At 66.4% G+C, this 21,120-nt stretch carries 16 protein-coding genes; 2 read left to right on the top strand and 14 right to left on the bottom strand.

Features of this window, described 5'->3' with window-relative positions:
• The first annotated feature begins 81 nt into the window (after positions 1-81).
• Together E4L96_RS13485 and E4L96_RS13480 are read left to right on the top strand one after the other, a co-directional pair.
• Complete coding sequence (locus E4L96_RS13485; RefSeq protein ID WP_135207747.1) at positions 82-2,766, top strand: O-linked N-acetylglucosamine transferase family protein; 2,685 nt, start codon at positions 82-84, stop codon at positions 2,764-2,766.
• Between the two features lie 16 nt (positions 2,767-2,782).
• Complete coding sequence (locus E4L96_RS13480) at positions 2,783-4,474, top strand: hypothetical protein (RefSeq protein WP_135207746.1); 1,692 nt, start codon at positions 2,783-2,785, stop codon at positions 4,472-4,474.
• Here E4L96_RS13480 and E4L96_RS13475 read toward each other — a convergent pair.
• The 14 genes from E4L96_RS13475 to E4L96_RS24585 form a co-directional block, all read right to left on the bottom strand.
• Positions 4,471-5,373 (bottom strand): hypothetical protein, encoded by a 903-nt coding sequence (locus E4L96_RS13475; protein ID WP_135207745.1) that lies wholly within the window; start codon positions 5,371-5,373, stop codon positions 4,471-4,473. The two genes, E4L96_RS13480 and E4L96_RS13475, sit on opposite strands and share 4 nt — an antisense overlap.
• Entirely contained in the window at positions 5,370-6,329 is a 960-nt protein-coding gene (locus E4L96_RS13470; protein WP_135207744.1) for a GNAT family N-acetyltransferase, read from the bottom strand. The genes E4L96_RS13475 and E4L96_RS13470 overlap by 4 nt, the downstream gene beginning before the upstream one ends.
• Positions 6,330-6,336: 7 nt before the next feature.
• Positions 6,337-7,641: a DegT/DnrJ/EryC1/StrS family aminotransferase gene (locus tag E4L96_RS13465; RefSeq protein WP_135207743.1), complete on the bottom strand. Its 1,305-nt coding sequence runs from the start codon at positions 7,639-7,641 to the stop codon at positions 6,337-6,339.
• Positions 7,638-8,627: a Gfo/Idh/MocA family protein gene (locus E4L96_RS13460; protein WP_135207742.1), complete on the bottom strand. Its 990-nt coding sequence runs from the start codon at positions 8,625-8,627 to the stop codon at positions 7,638-7,640. Before E4L96_RS13460 ends, E4L96_RS13465 begins: the two co-directional genes overlap by 4 nt.
• Before the next feature lie 7 nt (positions 8,628-8,634).
• Positions 8,635-9,705 (bottom strand): pseudaminic acid synthase, encoded by a 1,071-nt coding sequence (gene pseI / locus E4L96_RS13455; protein WP_229414459.1) that lies wholly within the window; start codon positions 9,703-9,705, stop codon positions 8,635-8,637.
• A gap of 2 nt (positions 9,706-9,707) precedes the next feature.
• Positions 9,708-10,271 carry a UDP-4-amino-4,6-dideoxy-N-acetyl-beta-L-altrosamine N-acetyltransferase gene (gene pseH / locus E4L96_RS13450; protein WP_135207741.1) on the bottom strand — a complete coding sequence of 188 codons (564 nt, stop codon included), beginning with the start codon at positions 10,269-10,271 and terminating at the stop codon, positions 9,708-9,710.
• Positions 10,268-11,437 (bottom strand): UDP-2,4-diacetamido-2,4,6-trideoxy-beta-L-altropyranose hydrolase, encoded by a 1,170-nt coding sequence (gene pseG / locus E4L96_RS13445; RefSeq protein ID WP_135207740.1) that lies wholly within the window; start codon positions 11,435-11,437, stop codon positions 10,268-10,270. The genes pseH and pseG overlap by 4 nt, the downstream gene beginning before the upstream one ends.
• 3 nt (positions 11,438-11,440) lie before the next feature.
• On the bottom strand, positions 11,441-12,130 hold the full coding sequence (gene pseF, locus E4L96_RS13440; protein WP_135207739.1) for a pseudaminic acid cytidylyltransferase: 690 nt from the start codon (positions 12,128-12,130) through the stop codon (positions 11,441-11,443).
• 1 nt (position 12,131) lies between these two features.
• Positions 12,132-13,286, bottom strand: a complete 1,155-nt coding sequence (gene pseC / locus E4L96_RS13435; protein ID WP_135207738.1) for a UDP-4-amino-4,6-dideoxy-N-acetyl-beta-L-altrosamine transaminase — start codon at positions 13,284-13,286, stop codon at positions 12,132-12,134.
• Positions 13,283-14,284, bottom strand: coding sequence for a UDP-N-acetylglucosamine 4,6-dehydratase (inverting) (gene pseB, locus E4L96_RS13430; RefSeq protein ID WP_135207737.1), 1,002 nt, complete (start codon positions 14,282-14,284; stop codon positions 13,283-13,285). Before pseB ends, pseC begins: the two co-directional genes overlap by 4 nt.
• A gap of 129 nt (positions 14,285-14,413) precedes the next feature.
• Positions 14,414-15,271, bottom strand: coding sequence for a hypothetical protein (locus E4L96_RS13425; protein WP_135207736.1), 858 nt, complete (start codon positions 15,269-15,271; stop codon positions 14,414-14,416).
• On the bottom strand, positions 15,271-16,596 hold the full coding sequence (locus E4L96_RS13420) for an HlyD family type I secretion periplasmic adaptor subunit (protein WP_229414458.1): 1,326 nt from the start codon (positions 16,594-16,596) through the stop codon (positions 15,271-15,273). The genes E4L96_RS13425 and E4L96_RS13420 overlap by 1 nt, the downstream gene beginning before the upstream one ends.
• Before the next feature lie 8 nt (positions 16,597-16,604).
• Positions 16,605-18,752 (bottom strand): peptidase domain-containing ABC transporter, encoded by a 2,148-nt coding sequence (locus tag E4L96_RS13415; protein WP_135207734.1) that lies wholly within the window; start codon positions 18,750-18,752, stop codon positions 16,605-16,607.
• A gap of 404 nt (positions 18,753-19,156) precedes the next feature.
• Positions 19,157-21,120 (bottom strand): SPM autocatalytic domain-containing protein (locus E4L96_RS24585; RefSeq protein ID WP_502654453.1); only part of this gene is annotated, 1,964 nt, incomplete at its 5' end.

Here is a 21,120-nt window from a genome sequence, read left to right as displayed (position 1 = left end):
CGTTTACCCGCCCTTTTCACCGTCTGGACTGCCCTTGGGGCTGGTTTACAATCGTTCCCTGACTCAATCCATTCACGGACCATGACCACGACCCTCGCGCCGCAGGACAGCCTGGAGCACCTGCGCCGGCTCCTCGATACTTCCGGCGCCATCGATCAGGCGGCGCCGCTGGCGGCCGACCTGGCGCGCGCCGGCGCCCTGCCCGTCGTCGAGCTGTTCAATTGCGCCCAGCAGCTGACCGAGGCCGGCCAGCCGCACGACGCCATCGCGCTGTACCGCACCTGGCTGGACCACACCAGGTCCAGCGTCGCCTTCGCGGTCCTGTTCAACATGGGCGTGAGCCTGGCCAACGTGCAGGATGACGACGGCGCCGAACAGGCCTACCGCCGCGCGATCGAATTGAACCCGGTCTTCATCGAACCGCAACTGAACCTGGCCACCCTGCTCGAGCGCCGCGGCGACATCGTGGCCGCGCTCACGCTGTGGAACAAGGTCTCCGGCATGGTCAACCTGCAGGACCCGTCGGGCAAGGACTTCTACATCCAGGCCCTGAACAACATGGGCCGCGTGCTAGAGAACCGCAAGCAGTTCCCCGATGCCGAAGACCTGCTGGCCCGCAGCCTGGCCCTGAACCCGGACCAGCCCAAGGTGCTGACCCACCTGATCCACCTGCGCCAGAAGCAGTGCAAGTGGCCCATCTACGCCGCGCTGCCCGGCATCAGCCAGCAGGACATGGTGGACGCCACCAGCGCCCTCGCGATGCTGTCCGCCTCCAGCGACCCGCAGGACCAGTTGGACGCCGCCCGCCGCTACGTGCGCGAGAAGGTCAAGCCGCTGACCGATACCCCCCTGGCTCCGCGCGAAGGGTATGACCACGACAAGCTGCGCATCGGCTACCTCTCCGGCGATCTGTGCTCGCACGCGGTCAGCATCCTCACCGCGGAACTCTACGAACTGCACGACCGCTCCCGCGTCGAGGTCTACGCCTTCAGCTGGAGCCGTGAAGACGGCACTCCGCTGCGCGCCCGCGTGGTCAAGGCCATGGACCACTACATCCGCGTCGACCACCTGAGCGACGAGGACACCGCAAAGCTGATTCGCTCCCACGAGATCGACGTGCTGGTGGACCTGCATGGCCTGACCCTCGGCACCCGGCCGGACATCCTCTCGTACCGCCCCGCGCCCGTGCAGGTGACCTACCTCGGCTTCCCCGGCCCGACCGCGCTGCCCTCCATCGACTACGTGGTCGCCGACGAATTCCTGATCCCGCCCGAGCTGACGCCGTACTTCACCGAGAAGCCTCTGTACATGCCCGAGTGCTTCCAGATCAACGACCGCCAGCGCGAGATCGGCCCCACGCCCACGCGTGAAAAGTGCGGCCTGCCGGAAGACGCTTTCGTCTTCTGCTCCTTCAACAACAACTTCAAATTCACGGAACGCGTGTTCGAGCGCTGGATGAATATCCTCAAGCGCGTGCCGAACAGCGTGCTGTGGATGGTGTCCGACCACGAGGTGGTGCGCCTCAATCTGCGCGCCGCCGCCGAGCGCATGGGCGTGGACCCGGACCGCCTCTTCTTCGCCGAACGCGCCGCGCCCGCGGACTACCTCGCGCGCTACAAGGCCGCGGACCTGTTCCTCGACACGATCCCGTTCAACGCCGGCACCACCGCCAGCGACGCCCTGTGGGCCGGCCTGCCGGTGCTGACCTGCAGCGAGCGCACCTTCAGCTCGCGCATGGCGGGCAGCCTGCTGCGCGCGGCGGGCTTGCCGGAGCTGATCACCTACAACCTCGACGAATACGAGAACAAGGCCGTGGAGTTGGCGCTGGACCCGCAGCGCATTGCACGCCTCAAGCAGCACCTGCAGGACAACCGCCTGACCTGCGCCCTGTTCGACAGCCCGCGCTTCGTGCGCCAATTCGAAGACAAGCTGTTCTCCATCGTGCCGCGCCGCGGCCAGCCGATCACCCACAAGGAAGCCCCGATGAAACTGCCCCCGCACACCCCGATCGAAGACCCGAACCGCGTGATCAACTTCCGCGTGCCGACCGTCTGGGGCATCACCGATCCCGCGCGCTTCTATGCGCTGCTGGAAGAGGCGCAGAAGCTGGTGGTGCCGGGCACCTACCTCGGCGACAACCTGTTCACCTGGGGGAAAAGCAATTCCCCGTTCGAGGACAAGGAGTTCGTGCGTGCCTGGGAGTCCAACACGCAGAACGATGCCGACCGCGCGATCGCGTGGCGCCGCTACATCCTGTGCACCTCGGCCTACCACTGCGCGCAGCTGGAAGGCGACTTCGTGGAGTGCGGCGTGTACCGCGGCACCGGCATCAAGACGGTAGTGGACTACTTCGGCAAGGAGAACTTCACCAAGACCTTCTGGGGCTACGACACCTACGACTACAACCCGGTCGAACACCACACCTTCACCGGCCAGGAAGACGGCATGTTCGAGCAGATCAAGGCCCGCTTCGACGGCTACGACAACGTGCGCCTCGTGAAAGGCCTGTTGCCGCAGTCACTGGAAGGGAATTCGCCCGAGAAGATCGCCTACCTGCACATCGACTTGAACAACGCGGAGTTTGAAGTCGCGACGCTGGACGCCCTGTTCGACCGCGTGGTCCCCGGCGGGATGATCATCCTGGACGACTACGAGTGGGCCGGCATCTACCGCCAGCAGAAGATCGCGGAAGACGCATGGTTCGCCAAGCGCAATTACCGCGTGTTCCCGCTGCCGACCGGCCAGGGCATGATCCTCAAGCGCTGATTTTTCCGACGAGCCCATGACCGACGTTCTTGTCATCGCCACCTCGCACGACATCGCCGTCGCCGAGGAACACGCCCGCACGCTGGACAGCTACCGCGTCTACTTCTTCGACCCCACGCTAGTGGACGCCATCGCGGCCTCCACGCTGCGCAACGCGGAGCTGCTGGTGTGGGACGAATGCGCGGACTACCCGGCGTTGGTCAAGGAAGGGCACAAACGCGCCTTTGAGTTCGAACGCGAGCTGCAGCAGCGCGTGGGCAGCCTGCTGCCGCCCGGGGTCTCGCTGGAAGGCTGGCAGCACCTCAACTACTTCTACTTCTTCACCGCCTTCGACTGGTACACAGGCCTGTGGCGCGCGGTGCTGCCGCGCTTTGCGGGAATGACCGTGCACGTTTTCGTGTGCGACAACCCGGCCAATTTCTACTGGCCGTCTTTCGTCCCTGCCCTGCTGCTCCTGCAGTACCTGCGCACCGCGCAGATGCCATTCAAGGCCCTGACCTATGGCGCGCGGGCGGACGAATCGGACGTGGTCATGCACCTGTGCGGCGAAGGCGTGGACGTCGAGGGCTACGACGTGCTGACCCACCTGCCCACCTGCTTCTACGACGCGCCCTGGTTCTCGCAGGAGCTCAAGGCCAGCGGGCGCCGCACGCTTAACGTGGAACCGAAATACTGGAGCGTGCCGCTGGAGACCGATCACTCGCTGCGCATGATGCGCCGCGGTGACCAGCAGCTCCTGTGCGGCGGCCAGCCGGACATCGAGACCATCGGCCGCCAGCTGGAAGGCGCGATCTACCAGATGCTGGAGCCCTACCTGGCCACGCGGGCCTACCGCCTGCGCCAGGCGCGCCACCTCGCAAGCCTGTACCAGTCGCAGCTCGTCAACCTGTATCTGCTGGAGCAGCGCTTCGAGAAGCAGTATCCGCGCCAGTTCCTGCTGTCGGACCATGACTCGGGCTTCCACGGTCCACTGATCGCGTTTGCAGAAAAGCGCGGCATCCCGGTGCTGATGCTGCCGCACGCAAAGACCAGCGACGATACGGAATTCACCTACCGGGGCATCACCATGCTCACCCACCCGATGCAGGGTGGGGCGCTGTATGACGGCGCGCGGCGGCAGGTCAAGCAAGGGACACTGTGCTACCCGGAGAACTGGGGCGCCGAGACGGCGGCACCGGGCCCGCTCAAGCGCGTTGGCCTACTGCTCAATGGGCTGTCGCTCAACGGCATCCAATGCACGCCGTGGGAGACCTACCTCAGTGGCATCGTCGAGATGGACCGCTGGTGCAAGGAGAATGGCATTGAGCTGTCGATCCGCTGCCGCCAGGGTCAGTCGCTGATCGAGCTGCTCCACGGCGCCATCGGCATCGACAAGGACAGCCTGCGTGCGTCGATCGGCGGCTCGCTGTCGATGTTCGCGCAGTCGGTGGATTTGTGCCTGATGTACGATGCGCCGACCAATGCGGACATCGAATTCCTGCGCACGCAGGTGCCCATCCTGAATCCTGTTCCGGCGCCGCTGACCAAGGCAGAAGCGGCGACCGCGGATGCGGCCATCGTCCCGCGCGATAGCGTGGCGGGTGTGCTGGCAATGCTGGATGATTTCGTGAGCGACCCGACGGCGTTCCACGCCTTCCGCGTGCGCCAGTTTGCGAACTACGTCAGCTTGTTCACGCAAGCCAAGCCGCTGCGCAGCTACATCATCTAAACGACGTCACGCAGGAGCGTGATTTCGGGCTGCGGCAGCGCGCAGGCCGGGCCGCCGGGCGGGATGCAGCTGACCACGCGCTTCCCGCCGATCAGCCCCACCACCATCGCCATGCTGGCGCAGCCCACCACCACATCGCTGGCCGCGACTTCCGCGCTGAGCGGGTCGCCGCGGCTGGTTGTCGCGGGCAGCGCGAATTCTTTGAGCACCGCATCATACTTGCCCGCCTTCTCGGAAGGGTGCGGTCGGACCAGGATGCGGCCGACGGGTGCGCTCAGCGCCTCCACATGCTGCAGGAAGAAGCGCAGCGCCTCCTCCTCCGTGTAGCCGAAGTGGCGCTCATCGCCGTAGCGCAGCAGCGCATGTTCGCGAATTGGTTCGCACACGTACAAAACCGCGAGCTGGCCTTGCGGCAGGCGCGGTGCGATGGCCGGAGCCGCCGCGATCTCGGCGCGGATGTCAGCGAAATACGGATTCTCGCGCTGGACGATGCGCACTTCCGGCAGCTCGCGCGCCGCGATCTCGCGCGCGCAGTCGTCGCCGACCCAGATCTCGTCCGGCAGCACCGTCGTGCCATCGCGTTCAAAGCGCGCGCGATAGTTGACCCAGTGGTCAAGCCATGCTGCCGACGGCTTGCCAGCGGCCCGCGCCAGCAGGATTGCCTCGCGCTCGATATCGGACTGCCAGCTCGTGCCACACAGCAGACGTTCGCTGGCGGCCAGCGCATCGGCCACGTTGAGGTTCGTGATGGCACCCAGCTTGCGCTCGAAAACCTTCAGCGCCGGACCCGCCAGCGCAAAGGCGCATCGCACGCCCGTGGCACGCACGTAGCTGGACAACACCTCCGCGCCGCCTGCGTCATGCGCGACGATGGCGGTCACGCCATCCACGCCACTCATGCCGGCACGCCGCGCGCATAGCGCACGTCGAAATACAGCTTGAGCTCTGGATTGAAACTGAGCTTGAAGTCGCCGCGGTTCGGCGAGTTGGCGCCCACGAAGTCGAACTCCGTGCAGCCACGCGCGCGCGCGTACTCGATATTCTCGAACATCAGCCGCGTGGCCGCGCCGGAGTTGCGCTGTGCCGGGTCATTGGCCGCGAACAGGTAGTAAGCGCGGCGCGAATCGAAGAGGAACAGCGTCATCGCGGCCGTGCCTTGGGGTGTGCTCACGCTGGCCAAGCGCCCATAACCATCGGCCAGGGCGGCCTCCGTGATGCGGCGGACCAGTGCCAGCGTGGCCTCCGGCAGGGCGATGTCCTGCCGCGCAAAGGTCTGCGCGTACAGGTACATGAACTGCTCGATGTCCCGCTCCTCACGGACATCGAACGCACTCGCCTTGCGCAGCTCCTGCCGCCGGCACGCGCGCGCCTGCGCGGGGAAATCTTCACCGCTGGTCAGGTCCAGGATGCCCGTGTAGCGTGGAATCGTCTTGAACATCCCGAGCTGCGGCTCATGGTAGTTATGCCAGAGGAAGGGCCGGATATCCGTCACGTGCCACGACAGAGACATCGCCACCGACGCATAGCGCTCGCACAGCGCCTGCACCGCGAATTCCGCGACACGGAATTCCTCCAGCGCGCGCTGGCGCGGCAGGGCCTTCGGGTCGGTCTGGAACAGCAGGCCGAGATACGGCGTGTACTCCACGTTGACGATGGCCGTACCGTCCGCATTCTCAGGCGCCGCCAGCACGGCATGAATCTGCTTGCCGGTGGCGATGGCGTAGCGCCGCACCGGCCGCGCGAGCGAAGCCAGATAGGCGGAGCGCGAGAACACCGTACCTTGCGGCGAGGCCTCCACCAGCGCATCCCAGGCTGCGTCGTCGTGCAGCTCGATCAGCTCCATCGCTTGCGCCATCGCGGGATCAGGCCAGGCCTTGCAGCTCGTCCTTATGGCGCAGGACTTTCTCGATGGCGGCCACGAAGTCGTCGAGGTCCGCTTCCGTCAGCGGCTCGCGCACCAGGGTCGTCATCAGCATCTCGTGCTCGTGCATGCGCTCCGCGGTCGGGCACAGGCCCTTGGCGTAGTTGTAGTCCACGTCCGCATTCACGGTCCACGGGAAGCCCTTGCTGCCGATCGCGATCTTCTTCTGGTACAGCTGCGCGAGGTACAGCGGGCGTACATAGGCCGGCGCCAGGCCGACCTGCTCCGCCGACTGCGGCGTGGGCAACTCCGCGTTCACGGCCTTCACGAACAGCGCGCGCGGAATGCCGGTCACGCTGGCGTCGTACTTGATCGGGTAGACGTAGTAGGCGTGCTCGGAACCTTCGGTGATGTGCGGCGGGGTCAGGCCCGGAATCTTCGCCAGCTTGGCCGACAGGTGCTGCGCCAGACGGTTGCGGTGCTCCAGGTAACCGCCCAGGCGATCCAGCTGCACGCTGCCGATCGCTGCCTGCAGCTCGGTGAGGCGGTAGTTAGACCCGATCATGTTGGTCAGGTCGTCCATGCCGTAGGTCTCGGCCAGGTTCTCCGCGTGGTTGCGAATCAGCTGGCAGCGCAGCGCAGTCTTGTCATCGTTCGTGACCAGAACGCCGCCTTCGCCGGTATGGATATGCTTGTGGTAATTCAGGCTGAAACCACCGACATCGCCAATGGCGCCGACCGGACGACCCTTGTAGTGCACACCGGGGGCCTGCGCGGCGTCCTCGATCACCTTGAGATTGTGCTTGCGCGCGATCTCCAGGATCGGATCCATATCCGCAGCCTGGCCGAAGATGTGGACCACCATGATGGCGCGAGTGCGCGGCGTGATGCGCGCGGCGATGGTCTCGGCGCTGATGTTGAAGGTGTTCGGATCCACATCCGCAAACACCGGGATGCCACCATAGAAGAGGATCGCGGTCGCGCTGGCGGACATCGTGTACGGGGACACGATCACTTCGTCGCCCGGGCCGATGCCGACGGCGCCGACGGCCGTCATCAAACCGGTGGTCCACGAGTTGACCGAGATGGCATGCTTGAAGCCATAGCGCTCCGCCCATTTGCGTTCGAATTCCTTCACGCGCGGGCCGCCCAGCCACTGGTCGCCCGGGCTGCCGAAGAAGGCGGACAGGTTATCGCTGTCCATCACCTCGCATACTGCGCGCTTTTCCTCTTCGCCCATGGTGCGGCGTCCGGTGAACGCCGCAGTGCGGACCGGCGAGCCGCCGGCAATGGCCAGGTTCTTCATGCATTCCCTCTTTGTTCAGCAATCTTTTCAATGATCTTTTCCATGGCGGCCAGCGTCGCCAGCGCATCGCGACCGTCGCTCAGGTGATGCGCGCGGCCTTCCAGCGCAGCGGCCAGCTGCTCGGCCACATGGTACTGGTAGCGCTGCATGCCGTTCTCGATCGGCTGCGGGCCTGCTTCCAGCTTGGTGTAGCCCTTCACGTTCGCGGGGGCGGCGCGCTGCCATTCGACGCGCTGTCCACCCTGCTCATACCGCAACCGCCCGTTGCCGGCGACGAGTTCAATCGTGTAATGCGAAAACGCCTCTTCGCGGGCGGCCAGGAACAGGATGGTACCGCGCGCAAAGCGCACGTGCACGTCGGGCTCTGGATCGTGGTCGTCCCACATGCGGCCGGGGTCCACCACGGTGCTGCTCTCGACGGGACCGAGCCAGTACTGCAGCAGGTTGAAGAAGTGCGAGCCGTTGTGGCGGAAGCCTTTCGAATACCAGCACACGCCCTTCACCGGACCAGCGATGGCGCCGCTGTCCAGGCGCTGCTTCACTTCGATCACAGCGGCATCCGCACGGCGCATGTAATTGACCAACAGCGCCACATTCTGCTCTTCGCACAACGCAACCATGGCGCGGGCTTCGCCCAGGTCCTGCGACAGCGGTTTTTCGCACAGCACAGCGCGCGGCGACAGACGCGCCAGCGCGCTGCGCAGAGCCTCAGCATGCAGCGCAGTCGGCGTGGCGATGACGACGATGTCCACGGACTTGAGCGCTGCCGCGGCTTCCTCGATGCTGGCAAAGGCCGGACAGCCGTAGTGGCGCGTCAGCAGCACGCGCTGGGTCGCATCGCGGTCCACGCCACCAGCCAGTTCAAACGCCGGGTGCTGCGCGAAGGCGCGCGCGTGCGAGTACGCAAACTCCGGGCCGAGCGCGAGGTCGTAGCCGAGGCCAATCTGGCCCAGGCCGACCACCAGCACGCGGTACGGAGTCTGCATCACGGGATCAGCCACCGAGCAGATCCCAGCTCATCGGCGTGCCCTTCTTGAGGTCGCGGTTCACGCGGCGGCCGAGCAGCAGGTCGTAGTACTTGGGCGCCAGGCCCAGGCCCGGGCGCACGCAGCGCAGGTTCTGCGCATTGAGCACGGTGCCGGCCGGGATATCTTCGGCCACGTACACCGAGCGGCGGTGCTTGAGCGAGTTCTGTTCGGCTTCGGTCGGACCATACGTCACCTGGCCCAGCGACTGCCAGGCGCGCTCGGATTCCGTGACCAGCAGGGCCAGTTCTTCCGGCTCCATGGAGAAGGTCGAGTCCACGCCGCCATCCGCACGGCGCAGCGTGAAGTGTTTTTCGATGACGGTCGCGCCATGCGCCACTGCGGCGACCGACGCGCCGAGGCCCATGGTGTGGTCCGACAGGCCGACCTGCACCTTGAACAGCTCGCGCATGTGCGGGATGGTCAAGACATTGGTGTTCGCGGGCGTGGCCGGGTAGGTGCTGGTGCACTTCAGCAGGACCAGGTCCTTGCAGCCCGCACCGCGCGCGGCGCGCACGGCTTCGTCCAGTTCCGCGATGGTCGCCATCCCGGTCGACATGATCATCGGCTTGCCGGTGGCGGCGACCTTGCGGATCAGCGGCAGGTGCACGTTCTCGAACGAGGCGATCTTGTAGGCCGGGACGTTGAGCGATTCCAGGAAGTCGACAGCGGTCTCGTCGAAAGGCGTCGAGAAGCAGGCCATACCCAGTTCATTCGCGCGCTGCATGATCGGCGCGTGCCATTCCCACGGCGTGTACGCCTGCTGGTAGAGCGCGTGCAGGTTCTGGCCCTTCCACAGGCTCTTTTCGTCGCTGATCAGGAAGTCGCCCCCGGTCAGGGCGAGCGTCATCGTGTCCGCGGTGTAGGTCTGCAGCTTGAGCGCGTGGGCGCCGGACTTCGCGGCTGCTTCCACGATGGCCAGTGCGCGGTCCAGCGACTGGTTATGGTTGCCGGACATTTCGGCAATGATGTAGGGCCGGTGGCCGGGGCCGATGGCGCGGTCCGCGATGTGCATGGTCATGGTCATGGTCTGGTTCATTCCTATTCTGCAGCGTACAGGCGCGCAAAGCGCGGCCGCTTGTCCTGCCACTCGTGCGGCAGGATGCCGAGCAGCGCGACGTCGATGCGCTGCCCGTCCTTGATGACATTCGCGCGGCGTACGCCTTCCAGCGCGAATCCGAACTTCTGGTGCATCTCGATCACCTTGGGGTTGGTGGCGAGGACTTCGCAATTCAGCTTTTCCAGTCCCAGCTCGCCGAACGCGAGGTCCAGCAGCTTGAACTCGACCACGCCGCCGACGCCCTTGCCCTGCATCTCGGGGCTGAGGTAGAAGGCCCATTCGGCTGACTTCTGCTTCTGGTCGATGGCGGAGAGGGAGACCAGGCCTTCGACTGCGCCGTGGTACATCACCGCCCACACGCGCATGCGCTTGTTAGTGGGCAGACTGCCGATCCAGTTCGCGTGTTCTTCGGGCGAGATGACGTGGTCGCTGTACATGTACTTGCGGACTTCGGGCTCGTTGCGCAGGGTGCGGATACGTTCGATGACGTCCGGGCCTTGCTCGGTGAGCGGGGCGAATTCCACGCTGGTCAGACCGGCTTTCATGGGCGGGATTCCTTGTCCATCAAGACTGCGCACACGCGTTCAACGCCGCGGCCGTCAATCAGCTGGTCGTAGTCGGGGAACCAGTTGGGCGGGTTGCCGGTGGCGAGTTTGGCTTGCAGCGCGGCGGTGAGTGCGGCCGTGGTGGCGTCTTGCGGGTTGCCGATCCAGTCGACCATTTTTCTTTCGGCCAGCAGTTGGGTGACTTCATGCTGGTTTTCTGCCACCGTCACCACGATGGACGGGAGACCGAGGCACAGGCGCTCCCAGCTCGTGGCGCCGCCGGCGCCGATGGCGAGGTCCGCTTCGGCCATGAAGGGGGCGAGGCTGGGCAGGCCGCAGTAGACTTGGACGCTTTTGTGCGGCGCGGCCAGGGCGCGGACCTGGTCGTTGTCGGGGCTGGACATGCCGATGACGACGTCGATGGTCAGGTCATCGCGGTTCAGCGAGAGCGCGGCTTGCAGGGCGCGCAGGGTCAGGCCGTGGCGGTCGGCGCCGCCGAAGAAGATCAGCAGGCGGCGAATCGGACCCTGGCGGGGCCTGCAGGATTGATGCAGGGGCGCGTAGGGCGGCTGCAGCATTGCAAAGCGCGGGCCGACGAGCCGCTCGCAGTGTGCGGGCAGCAGGCCGTCGTAGCGCGCGGCGCCGCCGGTGGTCAGGTTCTGGTCGAGCAGCGCGTCGCACTCGTGCGGGCGGTCCGCGAGATCGTCGATCGCGAGCATGCGGCGGACGTTCGGCGCGCGCGCATCCACAGCGGACGAAGGCGCCACCATCGGCTCGCACCGCGCGGCGGCGGGCAGCGCAAAGGGCGCGTCCGGGTGCAGGGCTGCGGTATCAGTGCGCGTTGCGGCGCGGACGGCGCGCTCCCAACGGGCGTCCAGGGCGTAGTGGTCGACGACGAGCCAGTCGATGGGCGCAGCGATCCAGGCGGCGAGGCGCTCGGCGGTCAGCGCGGCGTCGGCAGGTGCGTCAACGTCGGCGGGAAGCGGTAGCACGGTTTGGCCGCGGGTGCGGACCAAATCGAACAGGTTGCCGGGGCAGTCGCGCATCACGAAGGCGGTCTGCGCGCCTTGCCGGGCCAGCGCGTCTGCGAGGCTCAGGCAACGCATCACGTGCCCGCTGCCGATGGTCAGCGAGGCGTCGGCGCGGAAGACGACGTGATGCGGCATGGCCTACTTGGCGCCGTGCAGCGCCTGATACAGCAGTTCGGCGCGGCGCCAGTCGTCCGGCGTGTCGATATCGACCGCACGCCACTCGGGAATCACGAGGCCCAGACCCGCCAGATGCGGCGACTCGCCCCGCAGCCAGGCTTCGGCGCGGCCAAAGTAGAACTGACCTGCGTCGTAATAGCCCGGCTCCAGATCCTGCGTGCGCGTCTTCACGTGCTCAGGATGGAAGGGCGACATGCGGCCCTGCGCATCGCGGCGCAAAGCACGCTGGATCGCGGCGGGGAACCCGGCGACCGTGAATACGTATGGCGCATCGCTGTCAGTCAGCATCTTGCCCGCGCCGCGCAGATCATCCACTTCGATCATCGGCACGCCCGGATAGATGCAGCAGACGTTGTCCACGTTCCAGCCCAGCGCGCGGCACGCCTCGATGGCATGCGCGATCACCGGCATCGTGCCCGCGTGATCGTCCGACAGCTCCGCAGGCCGCATGAACGGCACCTCGGCGCCATACTGGCGCGCGATTTCCGCGATTTCCTGGTCGTCCGTCGTGACTATCACGTGCTCGAACATGCCGCTCGCGCGGGCCGCTTCGATCGCATAGGCGATCATCGGCTTGCCCGCGAAGGCCTTGATGTTCTTGCGCGGGATCCGCTTGCTGCCGCCGCGTGCCGGAATGACTGCGATACTCATGTCACTGCCCCAAGGCCTGGCGCACCGCCGCGACGACCTGGTCCTGCTCCGCGTCCGTGAGGCTGTAGTACATCGGCAGGCTAATGGCGCCGTTGTAGTAGCGCTCCGCCTGCGGGAACTGGCCCGGCACGAACCCAAGCCGCTGGTAGTACGGCTGGTTCGGCACTGGAATGTAGTGCACGTTCACGCCGATGCCGCTGGCGCGCAGCGCATCGAACACCCCACGGCGCGAGCGCCCCGCCTTCTCTTCATCGATCCAGATGGGGTACAGGTGCCAGGACGAGACACCGTAGTCGGCCTGGTACGGAATCGCCAGCGGCAGCCCGGCCAGCAGCCGGTCATACCGCGCCGCCAGCTCCCGGCGGCGGGCGATGAACGCATCCAGCCGCGTGAGCTGCGAGAGGCCCAGCGCCGCCTGGATGTCCGTGATGCGGTAGTTGAAGCCCAGCTCCTGCTGTTCGTAGATCCAGGCGCCCTGCTCCTGCTGCATTGCCGGGTCGCGCACCATGCCATGCGAGCGCAGGCGCTGCAGGCTGCGGTGCAGGTCCGCCGAGTTCGTCATCAGCATGCCGCCTTCGCCCGTGGTCAGGATCTTCACCGGGTGGAAGCTGAAGACCGTGAGGTCGCTGTGCCGGCAGTTGCCGACTTTGCCGCCGCGGTAATCCGCGCCCACGGCATGCGAGGCATCTTCGATCACGCGGAAGCCGTAGTCGCGCGCCAGTGCGCCGATGGCTTCCATGTCGCAGGACTGTCCCGCGAAATGCACCGGGATGACCACGTCCGGCAGCGTGCCCGCAGCCTTGGCCTGTTCCAGCTTGGCCGCCAGCGCGGCGGTACTCATGTTGTAGGTGGCCGGGTCGATGTCCACGAAGTCGACCGATGCGCCGCAGTACAGCGCGCAGTTGGCCGAAGCGAGGAAGGTGTTCGGCGAAGTCCACACGCGCGAACCTTCGCCCACGCCCAGCGCCAGGCAGGCGATGTGCAGCGCGGCCGTCGCATTGGCCACGGCCACGCCGTGCTGCGCGCCGACATAGGCGGCCAGCGCCTGCTCGAAGCGGTCGATCGATGGGCCCTGGGTGATCCAGTCCGAGCGCAGGACTTCCTCGACGGCCGCGATGTCCGCGTCCGAAATCGACTGGCGGCCGTAGGGGATCACTCTTTGACCCCGATCTCGACCAGCTTGCGCAGGCCGTCCGCGTCCAGCACATCAGGGCTGGTGCCCGAGCTGTATTCAAAGCCGTCGGCGACCGGGGTGCCGGATTCGCCGAGACGGTTCAGGCGGTAGTCGGAGCGCGAGGTGAAGGCGATCGACGGCTGGATCACATAGTGGTCGTGGAATTCCAGGGTCAGGTGCGAATCGTCCTGCGGGCACATGACTTCGTGCAGCTTCTCGCCGGGGCGGATGCCGATGATCTTCTTGGGCAGATCGGGTGCCATCACTTCGGCCAGCGCCATCACGGTCGCTGTCGGGATCTTGGGCACGAAGATTTCGCCGCCGTGCATGCGCTCGAAATTCTTGATCACGAAGTCCACGCCCTCCTGCAGCGTGATCCAGAAGCGGGTCATGCGCGCATCGGTGATCGGCAGCTCGGTGGCGCCGTTGTCCAGCAGCTTCTTGAAGAAGGGGATGACCGAACCGCGCGAGCCGACCACGTTCCCGTAGCGGACCACGGAGAAGGTGGTGGGGCGGTTGCCGACCATGTTGTTGGCAGCGACGAACAGCTTGTCCGAGGCCAGCTTGGTGGCGCCGTACAGGTTGATCGGGTTCGCGGCCTTGTCGGTCGACAGGGCGATCACACGGGTCACGCCGGCAGCCAGCGCAGCGTGGATCACGTTTTCGGCACCGTAGATGTTGGTCTTGATGCACTCCATCGGGTTGTACTCGGCCACCGGCACGTGCTTGAGGGCCGCCGCGTGGATCACGTAGTCGACACCATCCATCGCCTGCGTCAGGCGGGCCTGGTCGCGCACGTCGCCGATGAAGTAGCGCATCTGCGGAGCATTGAAGGTCTGCGCCATCTCGTACTGTTTCAGCTCGTCGCGCGAGTAGATGATGACCTTCTTGGGCTGGTAGCGCGCCAGGATGGTCTTCACGAACTGCTTGCCGAACGAGCCAGTGCCGCCGGTGATGAGGATGGTTTTATCGTTGAGCATAATGTCTGGTCTCAGTAGGGATGGCGCGCTCGGGCCATACGGTCACGGTAGCTTACATTATCCGCCCGGCCCATTCGAGGGCAAGCGGTGAAAAGAGGGGCAAACGACAGCCAGTTCGGGCCCGCGTTATCAATCGAAAAAGCCCCGGATCACGTCCCGTACATCGCGCTGGACGAACATGGCGTGGGCCTCCTCGGCGTAGGCGCGGCGGGCGGCCGGGTCTTCAAGCAGGGCGTGGCAGGCATCCGCCAGCTGGGCGGCGGGGGCGAAGCGCAGGGTGGACGCCATGTCCGCCTCCACATGCTGGCCCGCGACCTCTTCGCACACCACGGCCTTGCGGTTGGCAAGGTAGTACGAGACGCGCACTTCCTCGAAGATGTTCATGGCCGGGTTCTCGTGCGAGACGTTGAGCAGGACCTGGCTGCGGCCGATGAAGGCATCGCGCTGTTCGGCCCAGACGTTGGCCAGGGTAATCAGCGACCATTGGGCCGGGCCGGTCGCGGCCTGCACCTTCTCCGAGCGTTTGGGGGACAGGCTGCCGATGTACAGCAGGTCGATGTCTTCTTCAGTCGCCGCGATGCGCTGCAGCGTGGGTGCGTACGAGGTGCGGGCCCAGTAGACCGGCTTCGATGGCGCCAGCTGCGCAAAGTTGGCGATGTTGGCGCGGCTGTAGTCCCACAGCTGGAAGTCCGCCAGCGCGCGCTCCACGTGCTGCAGGCCGCGCAGGTTCCCGGCCGCGAACTGCTCCATGTTGAAGAGGATCGTGTCCTTGGGAAGCTGGTCCGCGAGGCCCATCTGGAAGGCCGGGATCCAGCCGAACAAAATATTCAGCGCGCCGTTGTCGATGCTGTTGACGCGGAAGGCGACGTCATAGCCCAGCGCCTCGAAGCCCCAGCGCAGGCTCTCGATCACCTCGAGGTAGGAGTCGAGGATGCGGAAGCGTGGCGTGCCGGGGCGGTACAGGCACAGGTTGATGCGGCGCTTCATCACGGCTCGCGCACGGCTTCGTTGAGTGCCTTGGTCAGCGGCCAAGTGATGTAGGACATCACGGTGCGGTGGCCGACCACGATCTCCGCCTTGAGCGTCATGCCCGGGAGGAGGCGCGATTGCGGCATCATGTTCTTGAGCTGCGTGCTCTTGAGGGCGATGCGAGCCAGGTAGTAGGCGTCCAGCGTGCCGCCGGTGGACGCATCGCGCTTGAAGGCGTCGCCGCTGATGGTGCGCACGGTGCCCGGCAGGCCGCCGTGGCGCTGGAACGGGAAGGTGTCCAGCTTCAGCTCGACCGGCTGGTTGATGCGCACATAGCCCACGTCCAGCGAATCGATCTGCACTTCGGCTTCCAGCGCGGCGCCGATCGGCACGATGGTGAAGAAGGTCTCGGTGCCACGCGCCACGGAGCCCGGCGACAGCTTGGCGATGTCCAGCACCACGCCATCGGCGGGCGCGGTCAGGCTGACCAGCTTATGCAGCTTGCCGGCCTTGGACAGCTGCTCGTGCAGCTCGTCGCGCTGGCGGGTGATGGTCAGCATGTCTTCCATCGTCTTCTGGCGCCAGCTGGTCGCAAAGGCGGCCTTCTCGGCCTGCTGGGAGGCCAGCTCGCGCTTGATCTCTTCCTCACGGTTCTTGGTCATGATCAGGTCACGCTCAACCTCCAGGCGGCGGTCGCGCGCTTCCAGCAACTGCATGCGGGCACCGTAGTTCTGGGCCACCAGCTTTTCCTGCATGGTTTCCATCTCGCGCAGAGACTTCAGGCGCGTGGCCAGCACGTCCTGGTCGTGGCGGTTGGTCTGCAGGGAGGCCTGCAGGCGTGCGATGTTCTCGTTGATCTTGGCGAGCTGCGAGCGGTAGTTGGCGCGCCGCTCGGCCGACAGGCGCGATTGCAGCAGGCTGTCCGAATCGGTGGCCGCAGCGGCGCCGGACGGTGCGGTCCCGCCCTGCAATTCGGCCTGCAGGTCGGTGGTCTGGGTCTCGAGAGACTTCAGGCGCGCGGCCAGCTGCTGCTCGTCGGCGGCGGCGAAGGTCGGGTCGAGCGTGGCCAGGCGGTCGCCCTTGTGGACGACCTGGCCGATGCGCACGTCGATGCTCTGCACGATCGCTGTTTCGAGCGGCTGCACCACGATGTTCGGCAGCGGATTAATCAGGCGGCCGCTCGCGACCACCACCTCATCGACTTCCGAGAACGTGGCCCACAGCAGCGCCGCGACCAGGGCGGCCAGCAGCAGCGGCAGTGTGATGCGCGTGAAGCGCGGCAGCGGGCGCAGCTCGATCTCGTCGGCGTCCGGCAGGAACTCCGTCTCGACGCGCGCGTTCACGCGGCGCTTCACAGATGACTTGTTTGCTGGTTCCATAGGTGCTGATAGGTTTCGCAACGGGTGAGCAGCTCTTCGTGGGTGCCGCTGTCCATCAGGGAGCCGCGCTGCATGACGAGGATGGCGTCCGCGTCGACCAGGGTCGAGAGGCGGTGCGAGATCATCACCACGGTGCGGCCGACCGCGATCTTCGACAGGTTGCTGATGAAAATCGCTTCGGATTCCGGGTCGAGCGCACTCGCCGCTTCGTCGAGGATCAGGATGCGCGGCTTGGCGACCAGCGTGCGCGCGATCGACAGGCGCTGCTTCTGGCCACCGGAGAGATTGGATGCATTCTCTTCCAGCAGGGTGTCGTACCCCTGCGGCATGCGCTCGATGAATTCATCGGCACCGGCGGCGCGCGCGGCTTCCACCAGCTCCTCGAAGGTCGCATCGGGCTTGGTGGCGGACAGATTCTCGCGGATGGTGCCGCGGAACAGGAAGTTCTCCTGCAGGACCACGCCGATCTGGCGGCGCAGGTGGGCCAGTTCGATCTCGCGGGCGTCGATGCCATCGAAGCGCACCAGGCCTTCCTGCACGCCGTACAGGCCTTGAATCAGCTTGGTCACGGTGGTCTTGCCGGAGCCCGAGCGGCCCACGATGCCGACCACCGTGCCCGCCTTGACGGTGAAGGAGGCGCGGTCCAGCGCCAGGTGGGCAGCGCCCGGGTAGCGGAAGGTCACGCCGTCGAAACTGATGGTGCCCTGCAGGGTCGGACGCAGGCCACCGGCGCCGGCGCGGCCTTCCGGCGCGCGGTTCATCACTTCGCCCAGCATGCGCACGGAGAGCGCGGTCTCCTGGTATTCATTGACCAGGCCGACCATGGCGATCAGGGGCTGGGTCACGCGCGAGGTCAGCATCTGGAAGGCGATCAGGGCGCCGACGGACAGGGTCTGGTTGAACACGTCCTGGGCGCCGATCACGATCACGGTGACTGGCAGCAGCTTGCCGAGGAAGTCCACGATCACGTTGCCGGTGATGGAGATCTGGCCGACGTTGAAGTGCATGCCAATCGACTCGGCGGAGCGCTGGTCCCACAGCTTGCGCTGCGAGGGTTCGATGGCGAGCGCCTTCACGGTGCGCATGCCGTGCACCGTCTCCACGAGCATGGCCTGGCGGCGGCCTTCGGCGGCATACAGCTTGTTCAGGCGGCGCTGGAAGGCCGGGACCATCATCGCCACCACGCAGCCGATCAGGAAGGTGAAGGCCAGCGTGATCATGGCCAGCTTGACCGAGTAGGTGAAGAGGATCGGCAGGAAGATGACCAGCGCGGTGGTGTCGAGCAGCGTGAAGAACAGGCGGCCCGTGAGGAAGCCGCGGATCTTTTCCAGCTGCTGCATGTGGCGGGTGATGACGCCGGCGGTGGTGGTTTCGAAATAGTCGATCGGCAGCGAGAGCAGGTGGCCGAAGGTGCGGCGGGTGAGCCGCATGTCGATCTTGTTGGTGGCGGCCAGTGTGATGATCTGGCGCATGAAGCCAAACAGCGCGTCGAACACCAGCGCGATCACGATGCCGACGCCGAGCACCATCAGGGTCGAGGTGCTTTGGTGGACCAGCACCTTGTCGATCACCAGCTGGAAGAACATGGGCGAGGCCAGCGCGAGGAAATGCATGGCGATGGCGGCCAGCGCGATGTCGCGGAAGGCCGCCTTCTGCTTCAAGATCTCGGGAATGAACCAGCGCAGGCCGAAGGGCTGGTTGGCGTCGGTGAGCTTGTGGTGGCGCTTGATGAAGACGACGTCGCCCTGCCAGCGGGTGGAGAACTGTTCGAAGTCCAGGTACATCACGCCGAGGGCCTGCTCGAGCGGATCGAGCACGGCGACCTTGCCGGGGCCTTCATCTTCCACCTTGGCGCCGACCACGATCACGGCGCGGCCGTTGTCGAGGCGCGCGATGAGCGGGTACACGCCCTGCTGGGCGACCAGGGTGGCCCAGTCGATGGACGCAGTTTTGGCTTTCAGGCCGATATCGGAGGCGATGCGGGCCAGCAGCGGGCCGCCGGGCTCTTCCGCACCGAGGGCATAGTCCTCGATCAGGCGCTCGGGGTTGATCTGCAAGCCATGGTGCTGGGCGATCGCCGCCAGGCACTGCACGACTGTATGGGGAAAGGGGTCGGACATCGTCAAGTCGGCCACAAAGGTCTACCAGGAGTGACGATTCTACCGTGCAACAGCCAGCCCTGATCAAGGCAAATGGCTGGCCTTTCTGCGCCTGTTCACCCGATCAGCCGCACCTTACCCTCCAGAAATCACCCCAAAAAAACCGGGGACGTACCCTTCTCCCAGAGCGGGGTACGTCCCCGGATTCCGCAAAAGCAAGGGATTATGTCGGAGCGCCTAACTGCTTGATTTGACTCGACTTCTGATTATGTCATCGAAACCCGAAAGTTATCGAATAAGCCGTTTCCTACGGCTATAAGGCGGGGTACGTCCCCGGTGTGGGAGCGGGGTACGTCACCGGGGAAGGGGTGTGTGCCGGAAAAAGAAAACCCCGCCGGGGCGGGGTTTTCGGGGGCGCGAGGCGCTTACTTGACGGCGAGGTAGCCGTCGGTGCCGGTCTGGCCCGGGGCCTTGAGGCCATCGGTCGCGGCGGACAGCGGGGCGCCGCCCACCGGCTTGCCGTGCTCGAAGTCCTTCAGGGCGTCGACCATGCGGCCCACCGACAGCTGCTGGGCCGGCTTCATCGTCTCCGGGACCTCCAGCTTGGCGCCGCCGCCCGCCGTCTCGCCACCGGCCGCGAAGGCGCCGATCGCTTGCGACAGGGCCGAGACGTTGCCGCGCAGGTCGGCAGCGTCGCCACCGGTGCGGAACCAGACGTCGGCCATGGTGTTGACCGCACCGTCGGCCGTCTCGAAGGTCGAGGTCAGGCCCACCCAGTTGCCATTGCTGTTGACCGAAGTCGCCGTGGCGTTCAGGTTCAGCTTGGTCACGCCGACGTCGGCCAGCGATTTCAGCTCGTCCTGCTGGCTGATGCCGTCGGCGTTGCCGTCGACCCAGACCTGCAGCTGGCTGAAGGCCTTGTCGCTGGCGTCGATCGCACCGTCGCCGTTGCTGTCGAGCTCGGTCAGGGCCTGGTAACCGTCGGCCGCCTTCTGGCCGTTCGCCAGGGTGGTGCCGGAGCCGAACAGCTCGCTGCCGTCGTCGATGCTGCCGTTGGCGTTGCGGTCCAGGACCAGCAGGCCGTCGCCGCCGCCAACCCAGCCGGTGTGGACCTTGGTGCCGGTGGCCTTCAGGTCGAAGTCCACGCCCTGGGCCAGGCTGCGGGTGGCGATGCCGTCACCGTTCAGGTCCAGGATCAGCGGGGTGGCCGACGGCATGGCCGCGATCTGCTGCGTGGTCATCGCCCCCGTCTGGGTGGTGCTCATCGCGCTGATCTGGGTCGTGGTCAGCGAAGCAATCTGGCTGGTGGTCAGCGCCGGAATCTGGGTCGACTGGATCGCCGCGATCTGGGCCGTGCTCAAGGCGCGGATGCCGGTGGTGCGCAGGGCGCCCAGATCCTGGGTTTCCAGCGCGGCCACCGAGGCGGTGGTCAGCGAACCGATCTGCACGCTGCTCAGCGCGGCGGCCTGGCGGGTGGTGAGGGCGGCCACCTGGGCCGTCGTCACCGCCTGCAGCTGGCCAGTGGACAGGGCCGCCACCGCACCGGTCGAGAGCGCGGCCAGGTCGGCGGTTTCCAGGGCCGCCAGGGTGGCCGTGGACAGCACCGACACCTGGGCGGTCGACAGCACCGCGGCCTGGGCCGTGGTCAGGGCGCCCACTTGCGTGGTGGTGGCCAGGCCGGCGGTCAGGGTCGCACCCGGCAGGGCGGCGATCTGGCTGCTGGTCAGCGCCGGGATCTGCGCCGTGCTGATCGCGCTCAGCTGGGTGGTCGACAGGGCCGCGATGCCGGCGGTGCGCAGGGCGGCGAGGTCGACCGTTTCCAGGGCGGCCAGGCTGCTGGTGGTCAGCGCGGCAATCTGGGCGCTGGTCAGGGCCTTGGCTTGCGCGCTGGTCAGGCCGATGGCCTGGCTGCTGGTCAGCGCGGCGATCTGGGCCGTGGACAGGGACGCGACCACATTGGTGCGCAGCGCCGCCAGGTCCACCGTTTCCATCGCGGCCACGGTCTGGGTCGACAGCGCGGCCGTCTGGGCCGTGGTCAGGCCCGCGATCTGGGTCGAGGACAGGGCCACGATCTGGGCGGTGGTCAGGCCGGCGGCGATGTTGGCCGTGGTCAGCGCGCCGATCTGGCGGCTGGTCAGGGCGGCCACGGCGCTGGTCGACAGCGAGGCGAACTGGGCGGTCGACAGGGCCGCGATGCCGCTGGTGCGGATCGCCATCACGTCGGCGGTGGTCAGGTTGGCGACCGAGGCGGTCGACAGGGCGCCCACTTGCGCCGAGGTCAGCGCGGCGGCCTGGTCGGTGCTGAGGTTCGCGACCTGGGCGGTGGACAGCGAGGCCAGGGCGGCGGTCGACAGGGCGCCGGTCTGGGCGCTGGTCAGCGCGCCGACGG

Source organism: Zemynaea arenosa (assembly GCF_004614185.1).
Taxonomy (GTDB): domain Bacteria; phylum Pseudomonadota; class Gammaproteobacteria; order Burkholderiales; family Burkholderiaceae_D; genus Telluria; species Telluria arenosa.
This window is presented reverse-complemented; position numbering and strand designations above follow the sequence as displayed.

Bases quoted from the DNA above. Each gene is read 5' to 3' on its own strand.
- E4L96_RS13485 (WP_135207747.1), top strand. From the start codon at position 82: ATGACCACGACCCTCGCGCCGCAGGACAGCCTGGAGCACCTGCGCCGG.
- E4L96_RS13480 (WP_135207746.1), top strand. From the start codon at position 2,783: ATGACCGACGTTCTTGTCATCGCCACCTCGCACGACATCGCCGTCGCC.
- E4L96_RS13475 (WP_135207745.1), bottom strand. From the start codon at position 5,373: ATGAGTGGCGTGGATGGCGTGACCGCCATCGTCGCGCATGACGCAGGC.
- E4L96_RS13470 (WP_135207744.1), bottom strand. From the start codon at position 6,329: ATGGCGCAAGCGATGGAGCTGATCGAGCTGCACGACGACGCAGCCTGG.
- E4L96_RS13465 (WP_135207743.1), bottom strand. From the start codon at position 7,641: ATGAAGAACCTGGCCATTGCCGGCGGCTCGCCGGTCCGCACTGCGGCG.
- E4L96_RS13460 (WP_135207742.1), bottom strand. From the start codon at position 8,627: ATGCAGACTCCGTACCGCGTGCTGGTGGTCGGCCTGGGCCAGATTGGC.
- pseI (WP_229414459.1), bottom strand. From the start codon at position 9,705: ATGAACCAGACCATGACCATGACCATGCACATCGCGGACCGCGCCATC.
- pseH (WP_135207741.1), bottom strand. From the start codon at position 10,271: ATGAAAGCCGGTCTGACCAGCGTGGAATTCGCCCCGCTCACCGAGCAA.
- pseG (WP_135207740.1), bottom strand. From the start codon at position 11,437: ATGCCGCATCACGTCGTCTTCCGCGCCGACGCCTCGCTGACCATCGGC.
- pseF (WP_135207739.1), bottom strand. From the start codon at position 12,130: ATGAGTATCGCAGTCATTCCGGCACGCGGCGGCAGCAAGCGGATCCCG.
- pseB (WP_135207737.1), bottom strand. From the start codon at position 14,284: ATGCTCAACGATAAAACCATCCTCATCACCGGCGGCACTGGCTCGTTC.
- E4L96_RS13425 (WP_135207736.1), bottom strand. From the start codon at position 15,271: ATGAAGCGCCGCATCAACCTGTGCCTGTACCGCCCCGGCACGCCACGC.
- E4L96_RS13415 (WP_135207734.1), bottom strand. From the start codon at position 18,752: ATGTCCGACCCCTTTCCCCATACAGTCGTGCAGTGCCTGGCGGCGATC.